The sequence below is a fragment of the Plantactinospora sp. CA-290183 genome, assembly GCF_050936375.1.
Lineage (GTDB): Bacteria > Actinomycetota > Actinomycetes > Mycobacteriales > Micromonosporaceae > Plantactinospora.
Genome location: NZ_JBNJMX010000001.1, coordinates 584,193 through 604,411, shown reverse-complemented (window position 1 = coordinate 604,411; position 20,219 = coordinate 584,193). Strand labels below are relative to the sequence as shown.

The 20,219-nt window shown below is 71.8% G+C and carries 19 protein-coding genes, 1 tRNA gene and 2 pseudogenes; 6 read left to right on the top strand and 16 right to left on the bottom strand.

Features of this window, described 5'->3' with window-relative positions; translation table 11 throughout:
• Window positions 1-20: 20 nt before the first annotated feature.
• Window positions 21-713 carry an HAD family hydrolase gene (locus tag ACQEUR_RS02910; RefSeq protein WP_433024745.1) on the bottom strand — a complete coding sequence of 231 codons (693 nt, stop codon included), beginning with the start codon at window positions 711-713 and terminating at the stop codon, window positions 21-23.
• Window positions 710-1,213 (bottom strand): annotated as a pseudogene (locus tag ACQEUR_RS02905) (GntR family transcriptional regulator); the annotation flags it as partial. The gene ACQEUR_RS02910 and the pseudogene ACQEUR_RS02905, both read right to left, overlap by 4 nt.
• On the opposite strand from ACQEUR_RS02905, the pseudogene ACQEUR_RS02900 reads away from it, so the two are divergent.
• The 4 genes and pseudogenes from ACQEUR_RS02900 to ACQEUR_RS02885 form a co-directional block, all read left to right on the top strand.
• Window positions 1,206-1,904 (top strand): annotated as a pseudogene (locus ACQEUR_RS02900) (DUF3987 domain-containing protein); the annotation flags it as partial. The pseudogenes ACQEUR_RS02905 and ACQEUR_RS02900 sit on opposite strands and share 8 nt — an antisense overlap.
• 338 nt (window positions 1,905-2,242) lie before the next feature.
• Window positions 2,243-2,440, top strand: a complete 198-nt coding sequence (locus ACQEUR_RS02895; RefSeq protein WP_433024742.1) for a hypothetical protein — start codon at window positions 2,243-2,245, stop codon at window positions 2,438-2,440.
• A complete protein-coding gene (locus ACQEUR_RS02890) occupies window positions 2,437-2,646 on the top strand; it encodes a helix-turn-helix transcriptional regulator (RefSeq protein WP_433024739.1) in 210 nt (69 codons plus the stop codon). Before ACQEUR_RS02895 ends, ACQEUR_RS02890 begins: the two co-directional genes overlap by 4 nt.
• Window positions 2,643-4,031: a tyrosine-type recombinase/integrase gene (locus tag ACQEUR_RS02885; RefSeq protein WP_433024736.1), complete on the top strand. Its 1,389-nt coding sequence runs from the start codon at window positions 2,643-2,645 to the stop codon at window positions 4,029-4,031. The genes ACQEUR_RS02890 and ACQEUR_RS02885 overlap by 4 nt, the downstream gene beginning before the upstream one ends.
• A 657-nt stretch (window positions 4,032-4,688) precedes the next feature.
• Here ACQEUR_RS02885 and ACQEUR_RS02880 read toward each other — a convergent pair.
• Window positions 4,689-4,772: transfer RNA gene (locus ACQEUR_RS02880), tRNA-Tyr, on the bottom strand.
• 145 nt (window positions 4,773-4,917) lie between these two features.
• Between ACQEUR_RS02880 and ACQEUR_RS02875 the strand changes: the two genes are divergently transcribed.
• Complete coding sequence (locus ACQEUR_RS02875; RefSeq protein ID WP_433024733.1) at window positions 4,918-5,412, top strand: YajQ family cyclic di-GMP-binding protein; 495 nt, start codon at window positions 4,918-4,920, stop codon at window positions 5,410-5,412.
• 14 nt (window positions 5,413-5,426) lie between these two features.
• Here the strand turns inward: ACQEUR_RS02875 and ACQEUR_RS02870 are convergent, their stop codons facing one another.
• The 10 genes from ACQEUR_RS02870 to ACQEUR_RS02825 form a co-directional block, all read right to left on the bottom strand.
• Complete coding sequence (locus ACQEUR_RS02870; RefSeq protein ID WP_433024730.1) at window positions 5,427-6,695, bottom strand: MFS transporter; 1,269 nt, start codon at window positions 6,693-6,695, stop codon at window positions 5,427-5,429.
• A gap of 221 nt (window positions 6,696-6,916) precedes the next feature.
• The gene (gene htpX / locus ACQEUR_RS02865) at window positions 6,917-7,798 is read right to left on the bottom strand and encodes a zinc metalloprotease HtpX (RefSeq protein WP_433024727.1); all 882 of its coding nucleotides are present in this window, start codon (window positions 7,796-7,798) and stop codon (window positions 6,917-6,919) included.
• 130 nt (window positions 7,799-7,928) lie between these two features.
• Entirely contained in the window at window positions 7,929-9,479 is a 1,551-nt protein-coding gene (locus ACQEUR_RS02860; RefSeq protein ID WP_433024724.1) for an NADH-quinone oxidoreductase subunit N, read from the bottom strand.
• A 16-nt stretch (window positions 9,480-9,495) separates the two neighbouring features.
• Entirely contained in the window at window positions 9,496-11,037 is a 1,542-nt protein-coding gene (locus ACQEUR_RS02855) for a complex I subunit 4 family protein (RefSeq protein ID WP_433024721.1), read from the bottom strand.
• Window positions 11,034-12,947 (bottom strand): NADH-quinone oxidoreductase subunit 5 family protein, encoded by a 1,914-nt coding sequence (locus ACQEUR_RS02850; RefSeq protein ID WP_433024718.1) that lies wholly within the window; start codon window positions 12,945-12,947, stop codon window positions 11,034-11,036. Before ACQEUR_RS02850 ends, ACQEUR_RS02855 begins: the two co-directional genes overlap by 4 nt.
• Window positions 12,944-13,354, bottom strand: a complete 411-nt coding sequence (gene nuoK, locus ACQEUR_RS02845; RefSeq protein WP_433024715.1) for an NADH-quinone oxidoreductase subunit NuoK — start codon at window positions 13,352-13,354, stop codon at window positions 12,944-12,946. The genes ACQEUR_RS02850 and nuoK overlap by 4 nt, the downstream gene beginning before the upstream one ends.
• A complete protein-coding gene (locus tag ACQEUR_RS02840) occupies window positions 13,351-13,854 on the bottom strand; it encodes an NADH-quinone oxidoreductase subunit J family protein (protein WP_433024712.1) in 504 nt (167 codons plus the stop codon). Before ACQEUR_RS02840 ends, nuoK begins: the two co-directional genes overlap by 4 nt.
• Window positions 13,851-14,405, bottom strand: a complete 555-nt coding sequence (locus ACQEUR_RS02835) for a NuoI/complex I 23 kDa subunit family protein (RefSeq protein ID WP_433024709.1) — start codon at window positions 14,403-14,405, stop codon at window positions 13,851-13,853. The genes ACQEUR_RS02840 and ACQEUR_RS02835 overlap by 4 nt, the downstream gene beginning before the upstream one ends.
• Before the next feature lie 371 nt (window positions 14,406-14,776).
• Entirely contained in the window at window positions 14,777-15,742 is a 966-nt protein-coding gene (gene nuoH, locus ACQEUR_RS02830; protein ID WP_433024706.1) for an NADH-quinone oxidoreductase subunit NuoH, read from the bottom strand.
• Window positions 15,742-16,482, bottom strand: coding sequence for an NADH-quinone oxidoreductase subunit C (locus ACQEUR_RS02825; protein WP_433024703.1), 741 nt, complete (start codon window positions 16,480-16,482; stop codon window positions 15,742-15,744). Before ACQEUR_RS02825 ends, nuoH begins: the two co-directional genes overlap by 1 nt.
• A 121-nt stretch (window positions 16,483-16,603) precedes the next feature.
• Between ACQEUR_RS02825 and ACQEUR_RS02820 the strand changes: the two genes are divergently transcribed.
• Window positions 16,604-17,650 (top strand): glucose 1-dehydrogenase, encoded by a 1,047-nt coding sequence (locus ACQEUR_RS02820; protein ID WP_433024700.1) that lies wholly within the window; start codon window positions 16,604-16,606, stop codon window positions 17,648-17,650.
• A gap of 5 nt (window positions 17,651-17,655) precedes the next feature.
• Here ACQEUR_RS02820 and ACQEUR_RS02815 read toward each other — a convergent pair whose 3' ends face one another.
• From ACQEUR_RS02815 to ACQEUR_RS02805, 3 genes are read right to left on the bottom strand one after another with little or no spacing between them, the layout of a single operon-like run.
• On the bottom strand, window positions 17,656-18,972 hold the full coding sequence (locus ACQEUR_RS02815) for a DUF2252 domain-containing protein (protein WP_433024697.1): 1,317 nt from the start codon (window positions 18,970-18,972) through the stop codon (window positions 17,656-17,658).
• Between the two features lie 15 nt (window positions 18,973-18,987).
• Window positions 18,988-19,566 carry an NADH-quinone oxidoreductase subunit B gene (locus ACQEUR_RS02810; RefSeq protein WP_433024694.1) on the bottom strand — a complete coding sequence of 193 codons (579 nt, stop codon included), beginning with the start codon at window positions 19,564-19,566 and terminating at the stop codon, window positions 18,988-18,990.
• 51 nt (window positions 19,567-19,617) lie between these two features.
• On the bottom strand, window positions 19,618-20,202 hold the full coding sequence (locus ACQEUR_RS02805; protein ID WP_433025915.1) for a DUF305 domain-containing protein: 585 nt from the start codon (window positions 20,200-20,202) through the stop codon (window positions 19,618-19,620).
• Window positions 20,203-20,219 lie beyond the last annotated feature (17 nt).

Genomic DNA, 20,219 nt, shown 5'->3' with positions numbered 1-20,219 from the left:
AGTCAGAGATCCGAGCCCTTCTAGGCCAGCCGTTCCAGCAGGGCATCCGCTATCCCCCGCATGCTGGTGATCAGCTCATCCGCTCCGGCCTCTCGGAAGGCTTCCACCTTCCATGGCCGGTTGGCGTAACCGATCACCCGCACGCCGGCCAGCCGCGCCCCCTCGATGTCTGACAGGGAGTCGCCCACCAGCACGCAGTTCGGCGGTGCCGAGCCGAGGGCATGCACGGCGCGCAGGATGGGTTCGGGGTTGGGCTTCATGCGGTCCGGCTCGGCGTACGCCCGTCCGATGACCGGGGCGACGTGCCCGCTCAGCCGGTGGGCTGTCAGGTAGGCATTCACAGCGCCGGCGGAGTTGTTGCTGACCACCGCGACCGGCGACCCGGCTTGCCGGGCGGCCACGATCACCTCACGGGCGTAGGGCGTGGGCTCCGCGGTCGACACGGCACGCCGCTCAGCGACGCAGAGCGCTTCCTCGACCGACTTCGTGGCCTCCTGGTCGCCGGTCGCGCCGGTCCAGCGCAGCACCTCCAACGGGTCCGGCTCGCTGACGAGATTCGCCGGCAGCTCGACGCCCCGACGCCGGAGTATGTCGACCAGCTCGGCCGCGATCTGCGGGGCGGGATAGCCGGAGAAGACGCTGCGCACCGGTCCGTCGAAGTCGAGCAGTACCGGCCCGCCGTCGACCAGGAGCCGGCCGAGGTCGGCGCTCATCCGTCGTACCGGTAGGCGATGGTCGACCACACAGAGTCGAACCACTGGCGGGACGCCTCAACGAACTGCGTGCCGTGCGAGGTGTCATCGTCCGTCACCGCGTAGTGGAACAACGGCACGTCCTTGCCCATCAGGTCGTAGATCGCCATGGGCTCACCCTTGATCGCCACGGTGCGCTCCACGACCGGGTAGAAGCCGTAGAAGACCTCTTCGCCGTTGAGGATGTAGAGCTTGAACAGCGGGGACGCCCGGTGCATCCGTACCTCGACGGTGGTCGACCGGATCAGACCGAGGTCGCCCAGCTCCGTGACCTGGTCAATGATCCCGTCCGCCGCCCGCCGGGCGATGCGCTCTGCGCGCTCACGTACGGCCGGGTCGTCAGCCTGGGTCTCCGCCCGCGCAGGCAGCGCCATCGGCACGGTCATATCGGAGATCAGGACCCGAACGGCGATCGTCTCCGGTGCGAGCCGTCCGACCCGCACCTTGTCCAGCGCCTCAGCCGGCTACCGGGTGGTGGACACGCCACCGGTGCCCGAGCAGGTCACCGCGGGCTACCGCGATCGGGTGCACGACCTGGCCGCCATGCTCGCCGAATGGACGGATCCGGCCGTGGTCACCCTCACCCCCGAGGCCGGGAAGGTGCGCCGGGCCGCCGCCGAGCAGGTAGAAGCTGAGCTACGGCCCGGCGGGAGCCTCTACGACATGCGGGAATGGGGCAACAAGCTGTCCGGCGCCACGCTGCGGCTGGCCGGGCTACTGCACGTCGCCCACCACCCCGCCGACGCATGGCGACGCCCCGTCGACGCCGGCCGCATGGCCGACGCCGTGAGGCTGGCCGAGTTCTTCGCCGCGCACTACCGGGCCGCACTCACCACCATCGGCACCGACACCGCCATGGAACACGCCCGCTACGTGCTCGGGGTGCTCACCACCAAGGGCATGACCAGCTTCACCCGCCGGGAGCTGCACCGCCGCGTGTCCCGCCGACTGCCCAAGTCCGATGAGGTGTCGGCGGTGCTGGCCGAACTGGTCGCCCTCGGATGGGTCCGCCACGGGGCGGATGGCCGCTACGAGCTGCACCCCCGCGCCACAGCCGAGGGGCCGGAAGGCGCTGACACGCTGACAGCGCCTCCCAGCGGGAACGTTTCCGCAGCTCAGGCCACGCCAGAGGGTGTCAACGGGGAGCGTTGACAGCCGTTGACGGTTGTTGACAACCCACCACCGGCCCGCCCGGTGTCAACGATGTCAACGCCTGTCAACGGGGGGCGTTGACACTCACACACCGGCCACCACCAGCGGAAACAGTCGACCAGCGGCCGATTGTCAACGTGTCAACGCCTCCCGGCCTGTCGCCAACGCCCACCGGTTCCAACCGGCCCCGCCGGGCGCCCCTGATTCGGCCCGCTGAGAGCCCCGAGACGGATCGGCCCTACGCCGTAGTACCAGGGCGCCTCAGATCTTGGCTCTACGGGACTGTCAGCGGGCCGCTATGCGTCCTTCTGTGGTGATCCCTCCCTGATCCTCCACAAGTGATCCTCATCGACCGGACGGCCCCCACGATGCGAATCAGGCTGCACGGCACACGCGCTGAAACAGCCGCAGTACCGGCCGCCATCGCCACGGTGCTGCGCATCCGCTTCGTCTCCCGGCCCTACCCCGACCGCCAATCCCCCATGTTCCAGCGCATCTACCTCGACGCCACCCCGAGGAGGACGCCCCCCAAATGACCGCCCGACCGCAGCGCACCACCCCCACCGGCAACCTGCTCACCCTCGCCGAAGTCCTCGACGAACTCCGCGTACCCCGATCCACCTTCTTCCGCTGGAAGGCCACCGGCCGCGCGCCCAGAACCATCAAATACCCCAACGGCGCTCTATACGTCCGCCGCCGCGACCTCGACACCTGGCTCAACGATCACGAGGAGGCCGCTTGAGCACCTACGACGTACGGGTACACGGCATTCTCAAAAACCAACTCGCCAAGGGTTACTCCTACGTGGTCCGGTGGAAAGTGGCCGGGCAAGCATTCCGCAAGACGTTCGCGACTCGCGCTCTGGCCGAGAGCTTCCGGTCCAAGCTCGTCGTTGCCCAGCGGGAAGGCGTCGCGTTCGATAAAACGAGCGGTCTCCCCGAGCCAATGGCACGGGCACTCAACACCCGATCGTGGTACGAGCACGCCGTGGCATACGTCGACATGAAGTGGCCCCGGTCATCGGCCAAGCACCGTAAGGGCATCGCCGAAACGCTGGCCACTGTCACGCCGGCCCTGCTAGCGACAGATCGGGGCGTGCCTAACGAAAAGGCACTACGCGCCGCGCTCTACGGGTGGGTGTTTAACAAGACCCGTCGGGACGCCGGAGAGCCGCCCGCCGACCTGGCCGCCGCCGTGCGCTGGCTCAAGGCCAACACGGTCGACCTGGCCGCGCTCACCGATGCCGCGCTGGTCCGCAAGGCACTCGACACGCTTTCGCTGAGGATGGACGGCGCGCCCGCGTCGCCGAGCACGATCGCCCGAAAGCGGGCCGTCTTCTCCGGCGCGCTTAAGTACGCCGTGGAACTGCGGCTACTCGACGCCCACCCGATGTCCCTGGTGAGCTGGACGGCTCCGAAGACGGCCGATGAGATCGACCGACGGGCCGTGGTCAACCCGGATCAGGCACGGGCATTGCTCGCCGAGGTGGGGCACAGCGTGCCCGAACTGGAGGCGTTCTTTGGGTGCATGTACTACTCGGCACTACGCCCGGAAGAAGTCCTCCACCTTTGCGAAGACGAGTACGAACGGCCCGCACGGCGTGGCGGGTGGGGCGTGCTGCACCTGACCGGCTCAACGGTCGCCGTAGGGCGCGACTGGGGCGACGGGGACGGCACCACGGAACGCCGTGGACTCAAGCACCGGGCAAAGGCGGCTACCCGGGACGTGCCCGCGCCACCCCCGCTGGTGCGCCTCCTTGATCGCCACATTAAGGAGTACCCGCCGGGACCGGACGGCCGACTGTTCGTCACCCGTCGCGGTCCCGGTGGTCGCTACGTCCCGACCGCCGGCCAGCCGATCCCGAACAACACCTACGGCAAGGCGTGGCGCGACGCGCGGGCAAAGATCCTCACCCCGACTCAGCAGCGCTCCCCGCTGGCACGCCGGCCCTACGACCTACGGCACGCCGCCGTGTCGCTCTGGCTCAACGCCGGAGTACCGGCGACCCAGGTGGCCGAATGGGCCGGACACAGCGTGCACGTCCTAATGCGGGTCTACGCGAAATGCGTCTACGGCCAGGAAGAGGCAGCCCGCCGCCGAATCGAGGCCGCCCTCGGAACGGGCTGACCGCTCAAAATGTGTCTGACATCACTATTGACTTACGGCGCGTCACTCAGAGTTCCGTCAGTCGACCCAACTATGCTGCCGCGATGCAGCGAAGCGTTATCGCATCGCGGCAGCGCCGATCAAGCGGTTTTGACGATCAATATCAGCCCGAATCGGACGACTTTAGGTAACTCTCCGTACATAATCGGGTATCATTATATATACTCTCCGTACTTGCGACGCAGATGCGAACACGCTGCAATCAATGAGCGAAACGGAGAGCTAGCAAGGTCAAGGCACGAAAAGCGGCACCCGGCTGGACCCGGATGCCGCTTCGGCTCTCTGCTTCGGAATGCCCTGCTGAGGACTTCAGAGCAAGGAGGCCGCGTGCCGAAGCTAGCAAGACCGGTGGTTCGAAGCAATACACAGCGTCACCGGAACAAGAGGCGGTACGGCTACCCGACCGACTGGGTGAAGGCGCTGCCAGGACTACTCATTGCCCTCGCCATGTTGATCGGGGCCGTGACGGGTCTTCTGCGGCTGTTCCTCTAGCTACCTGCCGGCGACACGTATACGACACAGCCAGCAAGATCGAGCGAGCTACAGCGGGACTGAGCGGGACTCACGGAAGAGGCCCCTGACCGGCGTTCAAGCTGGTCAGGGGCCTCTTTGTGCACCTGGTGGCGGGTAGAGGATTCGAACCTCTGTAGCTTTCGCGACGGATTTACAGTCCGCTCCCATTGGCCGCTCGGGCAACCCGCCAGGGCGTGCCGCCACGCGAAGCGCGGCAGCGGAAGCAAGGATAGCGGTTGCACCGGGCGGTACCGCAACCGGGTACGGTCGGCATGTCGCGCCGCGTCCGGCGCCCCTGAGCACACCCATGTCCCATACCGCAGGAGCGAAAATCATGGCAGCCAACCCGTCGTTCGACATCGTCAGCAAGGTCGACCGGCAGGAGATCGACAACGCCCTTCGGCAGGCCGAGAAGGAGCTTTCGACCCGCTTCGACTTCCGCGGCACCGGTGCCGAGATCTCCTGGGCCGGTGACGAGGCGGTCAGCCTCCAGGCCGAGACGGAGGAGCGGGTCCGGGCGGCCCTGGACGTCTTCAAGGAGAAGGTGGTCAAGCGCAACATCTCGCTGAAGTCCCTCGACTGCGGCGAGCCGCGCTCCTCCGGCAAGACCTACAAGATCGACTGCAAGGTCATCCAGGGCATCGAGTCCGACAAGGCCAAGGCGATCAGCAAGAAGATCCGCGACGAGGGGCCCAAGGGCGTACAGGCGCAGATCCAGGGCGACCAGCTGCGGGTCACCGGCAAGAAGCGGGACGACCTGCAGGCCGTGATCGCCCTGCTGAAGAACGAGGACTTCGGGGTGGCGTTGCAGTTCACCAACTACCGGTAGGGGCAGCCGCCCCGCTACATCGGCTCGGTGGCGAGGGCGCGCTCCATCCGTACCTCCGCCAACGCCTCGGCCCGGGCGATCGATCCGGTCGGCAGTGCCGCGACGGCCGCCGCGCCGGCCACGGCAACGCCGGCGAAGACGAAGGCCCACGGCACGCCGACCTGGTCGGCCAGCACGCCGGCCACGGCTCCACCGCCCGCGCTGGCCGCCACCGCCACGGTCACCACCCAGGTGTACGCCTCGTTGAGCATGCTCGTCGGCGCGATCCGCCCGACCATGGTGTTCTCCAGGGTCAGCGCGGGCGCGATCGTCGCCCCGCCGACGACCAGCGCGATGCCGAGCGCCACCGGGTTCGGCATCAGCGCGAAGACGACGAAGGTCGCCGCGAGCAGACCGAGGAGTTGGGCGAACTGCCGGGCGGCGTTGCGCGCGGGGTGGCGGGTGCCGAACCAGATGCCACCGATGGCGCTGCCGGTGCCCCACATCGCGAGCAGGACGCCGGCCACGCTCTCCGGGTTGCCGACGTCGTGCGCCGAGGCGTACGCCGGGACGGCCACCCCGGCGGCGCCGAACGCGATCCCGAGCCCGGCCACGCAGAACAGCAGGGCGGGGAAGCCGCCGACCCGCAGCGGGCCGAGCCCCTTGGCGTGGGAGTCCCGCGGGTGTGACCGCCAGCCCCGCATCACCCGACCGAGCGCGACGGGCACCGTGCCGACCAGGGTGACCACGGCCGCCCCGATCAGCGCGGCGGCGGCGTCGGCGAAGAGCACGAACGCCGCGACCAGCACCGGCCCGAGCACGAAGACCAGCTCGAAGAGGGAGGTCTCGGCGGCCAGCGCGGTGTTGCGCAGCGCGTACCGGCCGGAGGCGGGGTCGGTCAGGTCGTTCCAGGCACCCCGGATGGCGGCGGTCAGCGGCGGGTACGTCGCACCGGCCAACGCGGAGGCGGCCAGGATCACCAGGAGGGCGTCCTCCCCGGCGCGGCTGGCGAAGAGCAGTCCGATCAGTGCCACCGGATGGGCGACCGCGGTCAGCAGGAGTACGGGGCTCGGCCCGAGGCGGTCGGCGATCCGGCCGGCGATCGGGCTGAGCGCCGCCCCGGCGAGCGCGTAGACCCCACCGGCCACGGCGGCGAGCGCGTACCGGCCGGTGACCTGCTCGACGACAAGCAGCAGGGCCAGCGGGGTCATCCCGATGCCGAGCCGACCGACGATCCCGGCGACCAGCAGCAGGGGCGCACCGGGGATTCGCCACACTCCCAGGTACTGACGCAGCGCGGCCACGGGTCCGCCTCCTCAGGGGGTCACAGAACGGAAGGATGTAACGGGCAGAAGACCCACCGACCCTAACGTGACCGCTGCGAGGGACGACACCTGTTTAGGCGAACGTCACCACCCGACCGGCGCCGTGGACGCCCCCAGGAGCCGCGACCCCGCAGACGCCGGACCCCGGGGTTCGCGGCGGTCGACCGTGAACCCCGGGGTGTGGACGTACTACCGGGCTGTCAGCGCTGGAACTGGACCGGACCGCTGTTGGCGGCCATCTGCTCCAGCCGGCGGACCCGCTCCTCCATCTTCGGGTGCGTGGAGAAGAGGCTCGCCATGCCGCCACCCCGGAACGGGTTGTCGATCATCAGGTGGGCGGTGCTGGTCAGCCGGTTGTCGGCCGGCAGCGGCATCCGCTGCGTACCGGCGTGGATCTTCCGGAGCGCGCTCGCCAGGGCCAGCGGATCGCGGGTCAGGGTCGCCCCGGAGGCGTCCGCCTGGAACTCGCGGTTCCGGCTGATCGCCAACTGGATCACCGAGGCCGCGAGCGGGCCGAGGATCAGCATCAGCAGCAGGCCGGCCGGGTTCGCCGAGTCCTCGTCGTCCCCGCCGCCCAACGGGACGAACCAGGCCAGGTAGGCCAGCGAGGTGATGATGCCGGCCAGGCTGGCGGCCACGCTGGAGATCAGGATGTCCCGGTTGTAGACGTGGGACAGCTCGTGCCCGATCACGCCCCGCAGCTCCCGGTAGTCCAGGATCTGGGTGATCCCCTGGGTGACGGCGACCGCCGCGTGCTGGGGGTTGCGTCCGGTCGCGAACGCGTTGGGCTGCATGGTCGGGCTGACGTACAGCCGGGGCATCGGCTGGCCGGCCTCGGTGGCCAACTCCCGGACCATCCGGTAGAGCTCGGGGAACTCCGCCTCGCTGACCGGCTTCGCCCGCATCGAGCGCAGGGCGAGCTTGTCGGACCAGAAGTAGCTGGCGGCGTTCATGGCCAGCGAGATGATCACGGCGAAGACCAGGCCGCCGCTGCCGCCGAACCAGAAACCGATGCCGATGATCAGAGCGGTGAGCAGGCCAAGTAGCGCGGCTGTCTTGAGCCGGTTGTGATGGCTATGCACGGCAACTCCTTCGGTGCGCGGGTAGGTGGACCCGCTGACCGGTTCAACAACCGGGTTCCCCCTCAACAATCCGGTTATGACTGAGAGTTAGCTGAGAAAGGGCCCCATTGTCACAACAACGCGACCGATCTCACTGTCCGGCGACGTCCAGGATCAGTTGCGGGGCGAAGCCGACAACCACCGCGATCGCGGTGACCACGGCCAGCGCGGCGACGACCGCCCAGGCCGGCCGGACCGGGCCCGGACCGGAGGCACCGGCACCGGCGGGCGCGACCGGCTCGGCCGGCACGGTCGGCACGACCGGCGCGGCGGCGGCCTCCCCGGCCCGCGCCGCGGCCGGCTCCGGGGCGTAGAGCGTCGCGGCCACCCGTACGTAGTAGGCGAGCCCGACCACCGCGTTCAGCGCCACCACCACGGCGAGCCAGCCGGCTCCCCCGGCCAGCAGCGACCGCACGACGGTGATCTTCGCGAAGAGACCGGCCAGTCCGGGCGGCAGCCCGGCCAGCCCGACCAGCGCGAGCACGAACGCCGCGCTGACCCAGGGCCGGCGCCGGGCCGCGCCCCGGTAGTCGTCGATCTCCCCGCCGTCGGCCGCCGCTGGCCGCAGCGCGACCACGGCCGCGAACGCGGCCAGCTCCAGCAGCACGAAGAAGACCGTGTACGCCACCGCGGCGGCGACCGCCGTGGCCAGTGCCTCCGGCGTCCGACCGGCAGCCAGGGCCAGCGCGCCGAGCGGGGCCAGGATGTAGCCGGCCTGCGCCACCGAGGACCAGGCGAGCAGCCGTACCATCCGCCGTTGCCGCAGCGCGACCAGGTTGCCGACGGTCATCGTCAGGACGGCGACGGCGGCGAGCACCGGCCCGGCCACGGTGGCCGGCAGCGCGACCGTGGTGACGGCGAGCAGCGCCACCACCCCGCCGAGCTTCGAGGCGGTGGAGAGGTACGCGGCGACCGGCACCGGCGCCCCGTCGTAGGTGGCCGGGGCCCAGGCGTGGAACGGCACCGCCGCCACCTTGAAGGCCAGCCCGAGCAGCACCAGCGCCACCGCGACGACGCCGAGCGGCAGGTCCAGCAGTTCCGGCCCGGCGGCGAACGTGGCGCCGAGCGCGGTCAGGTGCACCACCCCGGTGAGCGCGTAGAGCAGCGCGGCGCCGAGCAGGGTCACCGCGGTCGCCACCACGCTGACCACGAAGAAGGTCAGCGCGGCCTCGGCGCCGGCCACGCTGCGGTGCCGCAGCCCGACCAGCACGTACAGCGGCAGGGTCAGCGTCTCCAACGCCACGATCAACGTGATCAGGTCGCCGGCCGCGCCCAGCACCACGCCGCCGGTCATCGAGCAGGCGAGCAGGAAGCAGTACTCCCCCGGCGGCACCTGCCCGGAGCGCAGCAGCGGGGCGGAGAGCGCCAGCACCCCGAGGGTGAGCAGCGCGAAGACGCAGCCGACCAGGGCGGACCGCCCGCTCGCCTGGTAGGAGCAGGCCTCGCCGACGCAGAAGGTACGGCGCTCCCCCAGCCGCCCGACCAGCACCGCGGCCAGCGCGGTGGCGGCGGCCCCGGCCGTGAAGGTCGCCACCGTCGCGCCGCGCCGGCCCACCAGCAGGTCGGTCAGGAGCACGAGTACGGCGGTGCCGGCGGCCAGGTACGCCGGCAGCAGCGCGACGCTGTCCACGGTCTGGATCATGACGCCCGCCCGACGCTCATCGGATCGCCTCCAGCAGGGCCCGGACCGGCCCCTCCGCGACCCCGAGCACCAGGTTCGGGGCCAGTCCGATCGCCAGCGCGAGCAGCACCAGTGGCCCCCAGGCGACCAGCTCGGCCCCGGCCAGTTTCGGGGTCAGGGTCAGCACCGCCGGGCTGGCCGAGCCGTGCGTGACCCGGCGGAGCAGCCGCAGCAGGTACGCGGCGGTGAGCGCGCCGCCGAGCGCGGCCAGCACGCCCAGCGTGGTCCAGAGCGCCCCGCCCACCTGCACCGCGGCGACCACCGCGAACGCCTCGCCCCAGAACCCGGCCAGCCCCGGCAGCCCGAGTGAGGCGATCGCGGCGAAGCCGAGCAGCCCGGCGAGCCGGGGCGCGCTGTCCCGCAGCCCGCCCAGCTCGGCCAGGGCCCCGGTGTGCACCCGGTCCTTGATCGCCCCGGCGAGGAAGAAGAGCAGGCCGGTGATGACACCGTGCGCGATGTTGCCGATCAGCGCCGCCTGGATGCCGGTGACGGTCAGCGTGGCGATGCCGAGCAGCACGAAACCCATGTGCCCGACACTGGAGTACGCGATCAGCCGCTTCAGGTCGCTCTGCGCCAGGCACACCAGGGAGCCGACGATGATCGCGGCGACGGCGAGGATCCCGAGCACCGGGGCGGCCCAGCGGGCCCCCTCCGGGGCGACCCCGACCGCCACCCGGATCAGCCCGTACGTGCCCATCTTCAGCAGCACCCCGGCGAGGATCACGCTGCCCACCGTCGGCGCCTCGGTGTGCGCGTCCGGCAGCCAGGTGTGCAGCGGCCAGAGCGGGCTCTTCACCGCGAACGCGATCGCCAGCAGGGTGAACGCGGCCAACTGGGTGCCCCGGGACAGTCCCGCGCCGCCGGTCAGCTCCACCAGGTCGGCGCTGCCGGCGGCAGTCACCACGGTGAAGACGCCGACCAGCAGCAGCACCGAGCCGAAGAGGGTGTAGAGGGCGAACTTCCGCGCCGCGTGCCGCCGCCGTTCGCCGCCCCAGATCGCGATGACCGCGTACATCGGCAGCAGGACGACCTCGAAGAAGAGGAAGAAGAGGACCAGGTCGAGGGCGAGGAAGGTGCCGAGGATGCCGACCTCGATGACCAGCAGGAGCGCGACCAGGGTACGGCCCCGGCCCGGCGCCGGCACCCGCCAGAGGGTGTAGCCGCAGCAGAGCAGGGTCAGCAGGGCGGTCAGCACCACCAGCGGATAGGAGACCCCGTCGACGCCGAGGTGGAACCGCAGGTCCAGTCCGGGTACCCAGGCCACGTCGAGGTCGTGCCACGGCCGTACGCCGGCGGCGCCCGCGTCCGCCGGCCGGTAGCCGAACCAGGTGTCGTTCCCGCCGAGCGCCAGCAGCAGGCTGAGCCCGAAGGTCGCCGCCGCGAACACCGTGCCGGTGAGCCGGGCGGCCCGGTCCAGCCGGCCCGGCAGCAGGGCGAGCAGCAGCGCACCGAGCGCGGGCAGCGCCAGGACGGCGACGAGCGCCGCCGCGCCGAGCCGGTCGGCCGAGTCGAGGTTCATGTCGCGCCTCCCCAGGCCAGTGCGGCGACGCCGAGCAGCAGCGCACCGGCCAGCACCGCGGCCACCGCCCGGGGTACGCCGGCCCGGTGCAGGACCGCCAGCGCACCGCCGAGCCCGGTGGTGCCCCGGCCGGTCCCCTCGACCGCCCCGTCCAGCACCCGCTCGTCGGTACGCCGGGCGAGCCGGCCGAGCGCCCGCGCCGGCCGTACCACCAGGGCGTGCTGGACCTCGTCGAGCCAGAACGCCCGGGCGAAGGCCGGCCGGAGCGGACCCAGCCCGGTCGCCGGATCGGCGGCCGGGTCGGCCCGCCAGCGCGCCCAGGCCAGGCCGGCGCCGAGCAGCAGCAGCGCCACCGGCAGGATCACGAACGCGTCCAGGTGCGACTCGTCCAGCGCGAGCGCGGACCGGAACGGGCCGACGAAGATGGCGAACCCGAGCAGCGCGCTCGGCACCGCGAGCAGCAGTACCGGCCAGCGCATCACCCCGGGCGGGTCGTGCGGGGCACCGGCGGGGGTGTGTGCGGGTGTGGTGGCCGGCGCGTCGCCGCTGACCGCGTCCATCGGGTGGGTCACCGCGCGGGACGCCCCGAAGAAGGTGCGCAGCAGCAGCCGGGCCGCGTACCAGGCGGTGAGGGCGACCCCGACCAGCCCGGTGATCCAGACCAGCCAGCCCACCCAGGCGGCGGTGGGGCCGGTGGGGTGCCGGGCCGCCTGCTCGGCGACCACCAGGACGTTGTCCTTGCTCCAGAAGCCGGCCAGCGGCGGCACTCCGGCGAGCGCGCCGAGCCCGATCGCGGTGCACCAGAAGGTGACCGGCATCGCCCGGCGCAGCCCGCCCATCGCCGACATCAGGTTGCTGCCGACCGCGTGGATCACGGCACCGGCGGCGAGGAACAGCAGCGCCTTGAAGGCGGCGTGGCTGAGCAGGTGGAACAGCGCGGCCGGCGGCGAACCGACGGCGAGCGCCCCGGCCATGTAGCCGAGCTGGGAGACGGTCGACCAGGCGAGCACCCGTTTGATGTCGTCCTGGGCGGTGGCCGCCAGCGCGCCGAGCAGCAGGGTGACCGCGCCGATCACGCCGAGTACCGCGAGCGCGGCGGGCGCCCGGTCGAAGAGCGGGAAGAGCCGGGTCACCGCGTAGATCCCGGCCGCCACCATGGTCGCGGCGTGGATCAGCGCGGAGATCGGGGTCGGGCCGGCCATCGCGTCCGGCAGCCAGGTGTGCAGCGGGAACTGGGCGCTCTTGCCGGCCACCCCGGCGAGCAGCAGCAGGCAGGCGGCGGTGAGCGTACCGGCGTCGTGGTCGTGGGCCAGCACGTCGGCGATCCGGAAAGTGCCGGCGGAGATGCCGAGCAGCACGATGCCGAGCAGGAAACCGACGTCGCCGACCCGGGTCACCAGGAATGCCTTCACCGCGGCGGCGGGCGCCTCCGGCAGCCGGCGGTCGTGGGCGATGAGCAGGTAGGAGCAGATGCCCATCACCTCCCAGCCGACCAGCAGCAGGATCAGGTCACCGGCGACCACCACCAGCAGCATGGCGGCGGTGAAGAGGCTGATCTGCGCCGCGTACGGGGCGTACCGGTCGTCGTCGTGCAGGTAGCCGACGGAGTAGACCTGCACGGCCAGCGCGACCGCCGCCACCGCCACCGCGACCAGCGCGGCGGCCGGGTCGAGCCGGAGCGCGAGGCTCACCGACAGCCCGCCGAAGTCGGCCCATCCGGCGGCCGCGTCGGTGGCCGCACCGTCCAGGGTGACGACCAGCGCGACCGCGACCGCCAGTGCCACCGCCGCGCCGCCGATGCCGAGGGCCGCCGCGACGGCCCGGGACCGCTGCGGCAGCAACAGTCCGACCAGGGCCAGTCCCAGCGGTACGGCCGGCAGCAGCGCGCCGAGCGTCTGGGCGCCGCTCACCGGGCCGCCGTCCCCGCCGGTGGGGCATCCATGAGCGCCCGGGGGGCGGTGTCCGGGGTGTGCGCGTCGAGGCGTACCTCGTCCACCGCCACGGTGCCGCGCAGCCGGTAGAGCTGGAGCACGATCGCCAGTCCGACCCCCACCTCGGCGGCGGCGATCACGATGACGAAGAGCGTGAACGCCTGCCCGGTGAAGGGCAGCGCGGCGGCGGTTCCGGCTGCCGCCGCCGGCCGGCCGAGGGCGGCGTGCAGCGGGGCGGCGTTCGCGGTGACCAGGAGCAGGTTCACCGCGTTCAGCATCAGCTCGACCGCCATCAGCACCAGTACGGCGTTGCGCCGCCGCAGCACGCCGTACACGCCGAGCCCGAAGAGCAGGGCGGCGATGACGTACGGGATGGCGGGCCTCACTGCCGGCGCCCCGGGATCCGTACGCTGATCGCGATCGCGCCGACCAGGGCGGAGAGGAGCAGCACCGAGAGCACCTCGAACGGCAGTACCCAGCCCTGGAAGAGTTCGGTGCCCAGCCGTTCGGCGGTGCCGGGCGCGGGCAGCTCCACTCTGGACCAGCGGAAGGCGTCGACCAGCAGGGCGCTGAGCCCCAGCCCGGCTCCGCCACCGATCAGCGCGGCGGGCCAGCCCGGTCGGTCGAGGTCGTCGGCGGCGCCGATCGGCGCCCGGGTCAGCATCACCGCGAAGAGCAGCAGCACGACGACCGCGCCGACGTAGATCAGCAGCTGTACCCAGGCGACCAGTTCGGCGGTGAGCACCAGGAAGAGGCCGGCCACCGCGCCCAGGCAGACCACCAGGTAGAGCCCGGCCCGGACCAGGTGCCGGGTGGCCACCACCAGCACGCCGGCGCCGACCGCCACCGCCCCCAGGGCGAGCATCAGCACGTCGGCGGCGCTCACGGCGGTCCCTCATCCGCGGCCGGGCCTTCGGCGGCGGGGCGGGGTGGGGCGGCGGCCTTGCGCGCGGCGGCCGTCTCCTCCTTGGCCGGCTCGCCGAGCGGGTCGTGCGCGGGCGGTGGCGGGACGGTGGCCATCCACTCCCCGAGGTGGTCCTTGTCGTGCAGCAGGTTCTTGATGTCGTACTCGGCGTACTCGAACTCGGGCGACCAGTAGAGCGCGTCGAAGGGGCAGACCTCGATGCAGATGCCGCAGTACATGCAGAGCGAGAAGTCGATGTCGAAGCGGTCCAGGACGTTGCGCTGGCGCGCTCTGGCCGCCCCCGGCACGGTCATCTCCTCCTTGTGGGAGTCGATGTAGATGCACCAGTCCGGGCATTCCCGGGCGCAGAGCATGCAGACCGTGCAGTTCTCCTCCAGCAGCGCGATCACGCCCCGGGAGCGCGGCGGCAGCTCGGGCGCGACGTCCGGGTACTGCTGGGTGTGCGAGGGGCGGGTCATCGTCCTGAGGGTGACGGCCAGCCCCTTCGCCAACCCCTCGCCGGGGATGTTCATGCGCCATATCCTGCCGTGTCGGCCGTCCCGGCGCGACCACCCCCGCCCGGTTGGGACGGTACGGCGCCTCCGCGTGACGCGGCGGCGCCACCGTCACGCCTTCGCTTGGCCGGCGACGAGTGGGGGTTCTCCAGCCTGTAGACCTGCCCCGCTGGTGCGCCCACCGGATCCCACCGCCGGCCAGGCAACGGGTGCCGCTGCCCCGTCTGTGCACCCAGGTCTACAGCCCCGTGCACCCCATCCCCCGCCGGCCCCGACCAGTCCCAGGGCGAACCCACCGGCAAGATCGGCGTGATCAGGGAGTGGTACGGCGACACGCCGTACGACACGCGGAACCGTTCCCTGATCACGGCGATCTTGGGGGCGGGGGGTTAGGGGAGGGTGAGTTTTACGGCGGTGGTTAGGACGAGTTGGGCCAGGGCCACGGGGACCAGGACGAGCCAGCAGAGGCGCTGGAGCTGGTCCTCGCGGAGCCGGGGATAGCTCACCCGGAACCAGATGATCACGAACGAGACGGCGAAGACCTTCAGCAGCGTCCAGAGCCAACCGAGGTAGTCGTCACCGAACGGGCCCTGCCAGCCGCCGAGGAAGAGCACCGTGGTCAGCGCGGCGATCACCACGATGCCGACGTACTCGGCGAGCAGGAAGAACGCGAACCGCAGTCCGGTGTACTCGGTCAGGTAGCCGAAGACCAGCTCGGAGTCGGCGATCGGCATGTCGAACGGCGGCCGGCGGATCTCGGCCAGCCCCGCGAGGAAGAAGACGATCATCGCGGGTGCCTGCCAGAGCAGCCACCACGGCTGCCACGCCTCGACGATGCCGGGCAGGCTCAACGTGCCGGCGGCCATCGCCACACTCGCCGCCGCGAGCACCAGCGGCAGTTCGTAGCCGAGCAGCTGGGCCGCGCCCCGGATCCCACCGAGCAGGCTGTACTTGTTGGCCGACGCCCAGGCCGACATCAGCACCGCGACGACGCCGACGCCGACCACCGCCAGCACGAAGAAGAGCCCGATGTCCAGCGGCTGCCCGACCAGGTCGTTCGGCCCGAGCGGGATGACCAGCAGGACGAGCAGGTAGGGCACCAGCGCCACCACCGGGGCGAGCCGGAACACCGCCCGGTCCGCCTCGCGCGGGGTGATGTCCTCCTTCTGCACGAACTTGACCCCGTCGGCGATCAGCTGGGCCCAGCCGTGGAAGCCGCCCGCGTACATCGGACCGAGCCGGCCCTGCATGTGCGCCATCACCTTGTGTTCGGCCTGGCCGACGACGAGCGGCAGGACGAGGAAGGCGACGACCACGCCGCCGACCCGGACGAGGAGTTCCAGCCAGAGCGGCATCACGCACCACCGGTCCCGTCGGTCGTGCCGGGTTCGGCCGGCGAGTCCGGGCCGGTGCCGGGTGGGCCCGAGACCGGCGGTCGGGACGGCGACCCCGGCGGGCCGGCCGTGGGTCGGCGCCGGGCGGGCCGCTCCGGCGGGCTCTCCGTTCCCGGTACGGCCGCCGCCGGCCCCCACTCGCCCGGAGCCGGTACGCCCGGCGGCCGCATCGCCTGCCGGCGCGAGGTGCCGGCCTCGGACTCGCCCGGCTCCTTCGCCCCCGGCCAGGCCTTGGCGACCCGGGAGGCGAGCACGAACTCCTTGCGCAGCGGATGCCCCTCGAACTCCGGCGGCAGCAGCAGCGGGGTGAGCCCCGGATGCCCGTCGAAGTCGATGCCGAACATCTCGTACGTCTCCCGCTCGTGCCAACCCGCGCCGGGGAAGAGGTCCGCCACCGACGCGACCGTGGGCGCCGACCGGGGAATCCGGGTACGCAGCAGCACGCCGTGCCGGCGGGTGGTCGACCACAGGTGGGCCACCACGTCGAAACCGTCCGCCAGCTCGTCGACGGCGGAGAGCCAGTCGAAGAAGTCACAGGTCAGCTCGGCATCGTCCCGGGCGGCCCGTACGGCGTCCCGCCACCTGGCCGGCGGCACGTCCACGGTCGCCCGGGCGTACGCCTCGCCGCCGGAGCGGCCGACGGTGACCTCCGCGTCCGCGAGCAGCGTGCCCAACCGGCTACCGACCTCTTCCGGCGTCATGCCCGCGATCCTATGGCCACGCCGGCCGCCCCGGCGCGTCCCGACCGCCCGACCCGGGCCCGCCGGACCGCGAAAACCCCGTTCGGGCGTACCGGACGGCGCGGCGGGGAAGAATGACCGGGTGCGCGCGATAACCGTCACCCCCGGCACCCCGGACTCCCTGCGGCTGGTCGAGGACTTTCCCGAGCCCGCCACCGAGGAGGGCTCGGTGCTGGTCGAGGCGCTCGCGGTCGGCATCTGCGGCACCGACCACGAGATCATCCACGGTGACTACGGCGAGGCGGCGCCCGGCGAGAAGACGCTGGTGATCGGGCACGAGTCGCTGGGGCGGGTGATCGAGGACCCGACCGGCACCCTCGCCCCCGGCGACCTGGTCGCCGGCATCGTCCGGCACCCCGACCCGGTGCCCTGCACCAACTGCGCCGCCGGGGAGTGGGACATGTGCCGCAACGGGCGGTACACCGAGCACGGCATCAAGGGGCTCCAGGGCTTCGCCCGGGACCGGTGGCGGATCCCCCCGAAGTTCGCCGTACGCCTGGATCCGAAGCTGGCCGAGCTGGGCATGCTGCTGGAGCCGACCAGCGTGCTGGCGAAGGCCTGGGACCACATCGAGCGGATCGGTGCCCGCGCCGCCTGGGAACCGCGGACCGTGCTGGTCACCGGTGCCGGACCGATCGGCCTGCTGGCCGCCCTGCTCGCCACCCAGCGGGGGTACGAGGTGCACGTGCTGAACCGGTCGGCCAGCGGCGCCAAGCCGGGGCTGGTCCGCGCGCTCGGCGCGCACTTCCACACCGGTACGGTGCCGGAGCTGGAAATCGAGCCGGACATCTCGCTGGAGTGCACCGGCGCCCCGCCGGTGGTCCTCGACCTGATGTGCAAGGCGGCGCCGAACGGCATCGTCTGCCTGACCGGCGTCTCCTCGGGCGGGCGGAGCATCGACTTCGACGCGGGTGCGCTCAACCGGGCGCTGGTGTTGGAGAACAACGTGGTGTTCGGCACCGTGAACGCCAACCGGCGGCACTGGGACATGGCCGCCGAGGCGCTGCGCGCCGCCGACCCGAACTGGCTCGCCTCGTTGATCACCCGGCGCGTTCCGGTCCGGTCGTACGCGCAGGCGTACACGCCGGAGCCCGACGACATCAAGGTCGTGCTCGACTTCCAGCTCTGAGCCGACTACACGCCGGGCAGCCGGCCGTTGCGGAACAGGTCGACGAAGATCTGGTGGTCGTCCCGGGCCTGCGCGCCGTACGCGTGGGCGAACTCGACCAGGTGCGCCACGAAGCCGCCCTCGTCGGCGTCGACGGCGGCGACGATCGCCTCCTCGGTGGAGAAGTCGACCAGGTCGTGACTGGACTCGTCGTCGGCGACCGAGTGCATCCGGGCCACCGCCCGCCCCAGGTCGCCGATCACCCCGGCCAGTTCCTCCGGCTCGTTCACGTCGGCCCAGTCCAGGTCGGCGGCGTACGGGGAGACCTCGGCGACGAGCTGCCCGTGCCCGTCCAGCTCGGTGAAGCCGAGCCACGGATCGGCGTGCGCCTGGAGGGCCCGCTGCGACTCGGCCGTACGGTGGCCCTGGTGCCGGAAGTAGCCGCGGACGCCCTCGTCGGCGACGTGCCGGGCGACCGCCGGCACCTGGGCCCGCTTCATGTAGATCACGACGTCGTTCTCCAGCGCCTGCGTGTGCCCCTCCAGCAGGAGGTTGTACGACGGCAGCCCGGCCGACCCGATGCCCACGCCCTTGCGCAGCACCACGTCCTTGATGTGCGCGGACACCGGCGGTGCCGTCGTGCTGGCCGGGGGCAGGGTGCCGAGGTAGCCCTCGAACGCCTCGATCACCGCGGCCCGGACCGTGGCGTCGATCTCGTACACCCCGTCGCCGAGCGAGAACCGGCGCTCGTACTGGTCGATGGTGGTCTGCGTGGCGAGCAGGTCCACCCGGGTGCTGAGCCGGGCCCGCTGGAGCACCCGGCGCAGCACGCCGTCGGCGTTGTCCAGCCTGATCGAGCCGATCGCGTCGTCGCCGCCGGCGGCGATGGCGCGCAGCTCGGTGAGGTAGGCGGTGGCGAACCGGGTGACCAGCCCGGTGATCGCCGAGTCGGAGAGCGCCTTGCCGTACGCGATCAGGGCGACGCTGGCCGCGAACCGCTTCAGGTCCCAGGAGAACGGCCCGACGTACGCCTCGTCGAAGTCGTTGACGTTGAAGACGAGCTGGCCGGAGCCGTTCATGTAGGTGCCGAAGTTCTCCGCGTGCAGGTCACCGTGGATCCAGACCCGGCTGGTGAGCCGGTCGAGGAACCGGTCGTCGGAGAAGTCGCCGACGAGGTCGGCGTAGAAGACCGAGGCGCTGCCCCGGTAGAAGGCGAACGGCGAGGCGGCCATCTTCCGGAACTTCCGCCGGAACGCGGTCGGGTCGACGGCCATCGATTCGCCGAACTCGGCGACCAGGACATCGACCAGCCACTCCGCCCGCCGTGAACTGGTCACAGTCATGATCGAAAGGGTACGTCAGCGACGCTCGCCCGGTGGCGCTACGACCGGCGCGGTCAGCGAGGAGACGCTGCGGGCGGGCGGCGCGCCGGGGCGGTCGGCCGGGGAGGCCAGCGCGTCCGGCCGGGCGACACCGCCGATCCCGGAGCGCTCGGCGGCGATCTTCTCCTGGAGCAGGAGGATGCCGTGCAGCAGGGCCTCGGGGCGCGGCGGGCAGCCCGGCACGTAGACGTCGACCGGGATGATCTGATCGACGCCCTTGGTCACCGAGTAGGAGTCCCAGTACGGCCCGCCGCAGTTGGAGCAGGCACCGAAGGAGATGACGTACTTCGGTTCGGGCATCTGGTCGTAGAGGCGCTTGATCGCCGGGGCCATCTTGTCGGTGACCGTGCCGGAGACCACCATCAGGTCCGCCTGGCGCGGACCGTGCGCGAACGGGATCACGCCGAGCCGGATGAAGTCGTGCCGCCCCATGCTGGTGGCGATGAACTCGATGGCGCAGCAGGCGAGCCCGAAGTTGAAGACCCAGAGCGAGTAGCGCCGCCCCCAGTTGAGCACGAACCGGATCGGCTCACCGAGCACGGCTGGCAACTGCACGGCTCTCCTCCTCTCCCGGGGTCCACCCGACAGTGAACCACAGGCGCCGGCTCAGCCCCCGCCGTCGGCCGTCCCGCCGGTGGGCAGCAGCTTGAGCATCTGGTCGATCTGGGCGGTCCGGGACAGCTCGATCCGCCGGGCCAGCTCCTTCACCTCCGGGTTCGTGCCGGAGCGCAGCTCGGTGCGGGCCAGTTCGACGGCGTTGTGCTGGTGCCCGATCAGCAGGTTGAGGAAGTCGGTCTCGAACCGGGCCCCGGTGGCACCGGCCAGCGCGGCGATCTGCTCCGGTCCGGTGATCGGCAGCCCGCCGTGGTCGGCGTGCGCATGCGCGTCCGGGTCCGCCTCGGTGGCCCGGCCCCAGCCCCGCAACCAGGCCCGCATGGTCTCCCGCTCGGCCGCCTGGGTGACGTCGATGGCGGCGGCCAGCGTCCGCAGTTCGTCGCGGCGGGCCCGGCTCTCCGCCAGCCGTACCAGCTCAAGGCCCTGTCCGTGGTGGGTCACCATCATCTGCAGGAACATCACGTCCGCCGCGTTGAAGCCGCCGGGCGTGGTGCTCGGGGTCGGGGACGCGGCGGTCCCGGCCGGCGCGGGCGGGGCGGCGGAGGTGCCGCCGGGGCCGGAGCCGCAGCCGGCCACCAGGGCCAGCAGGGTCA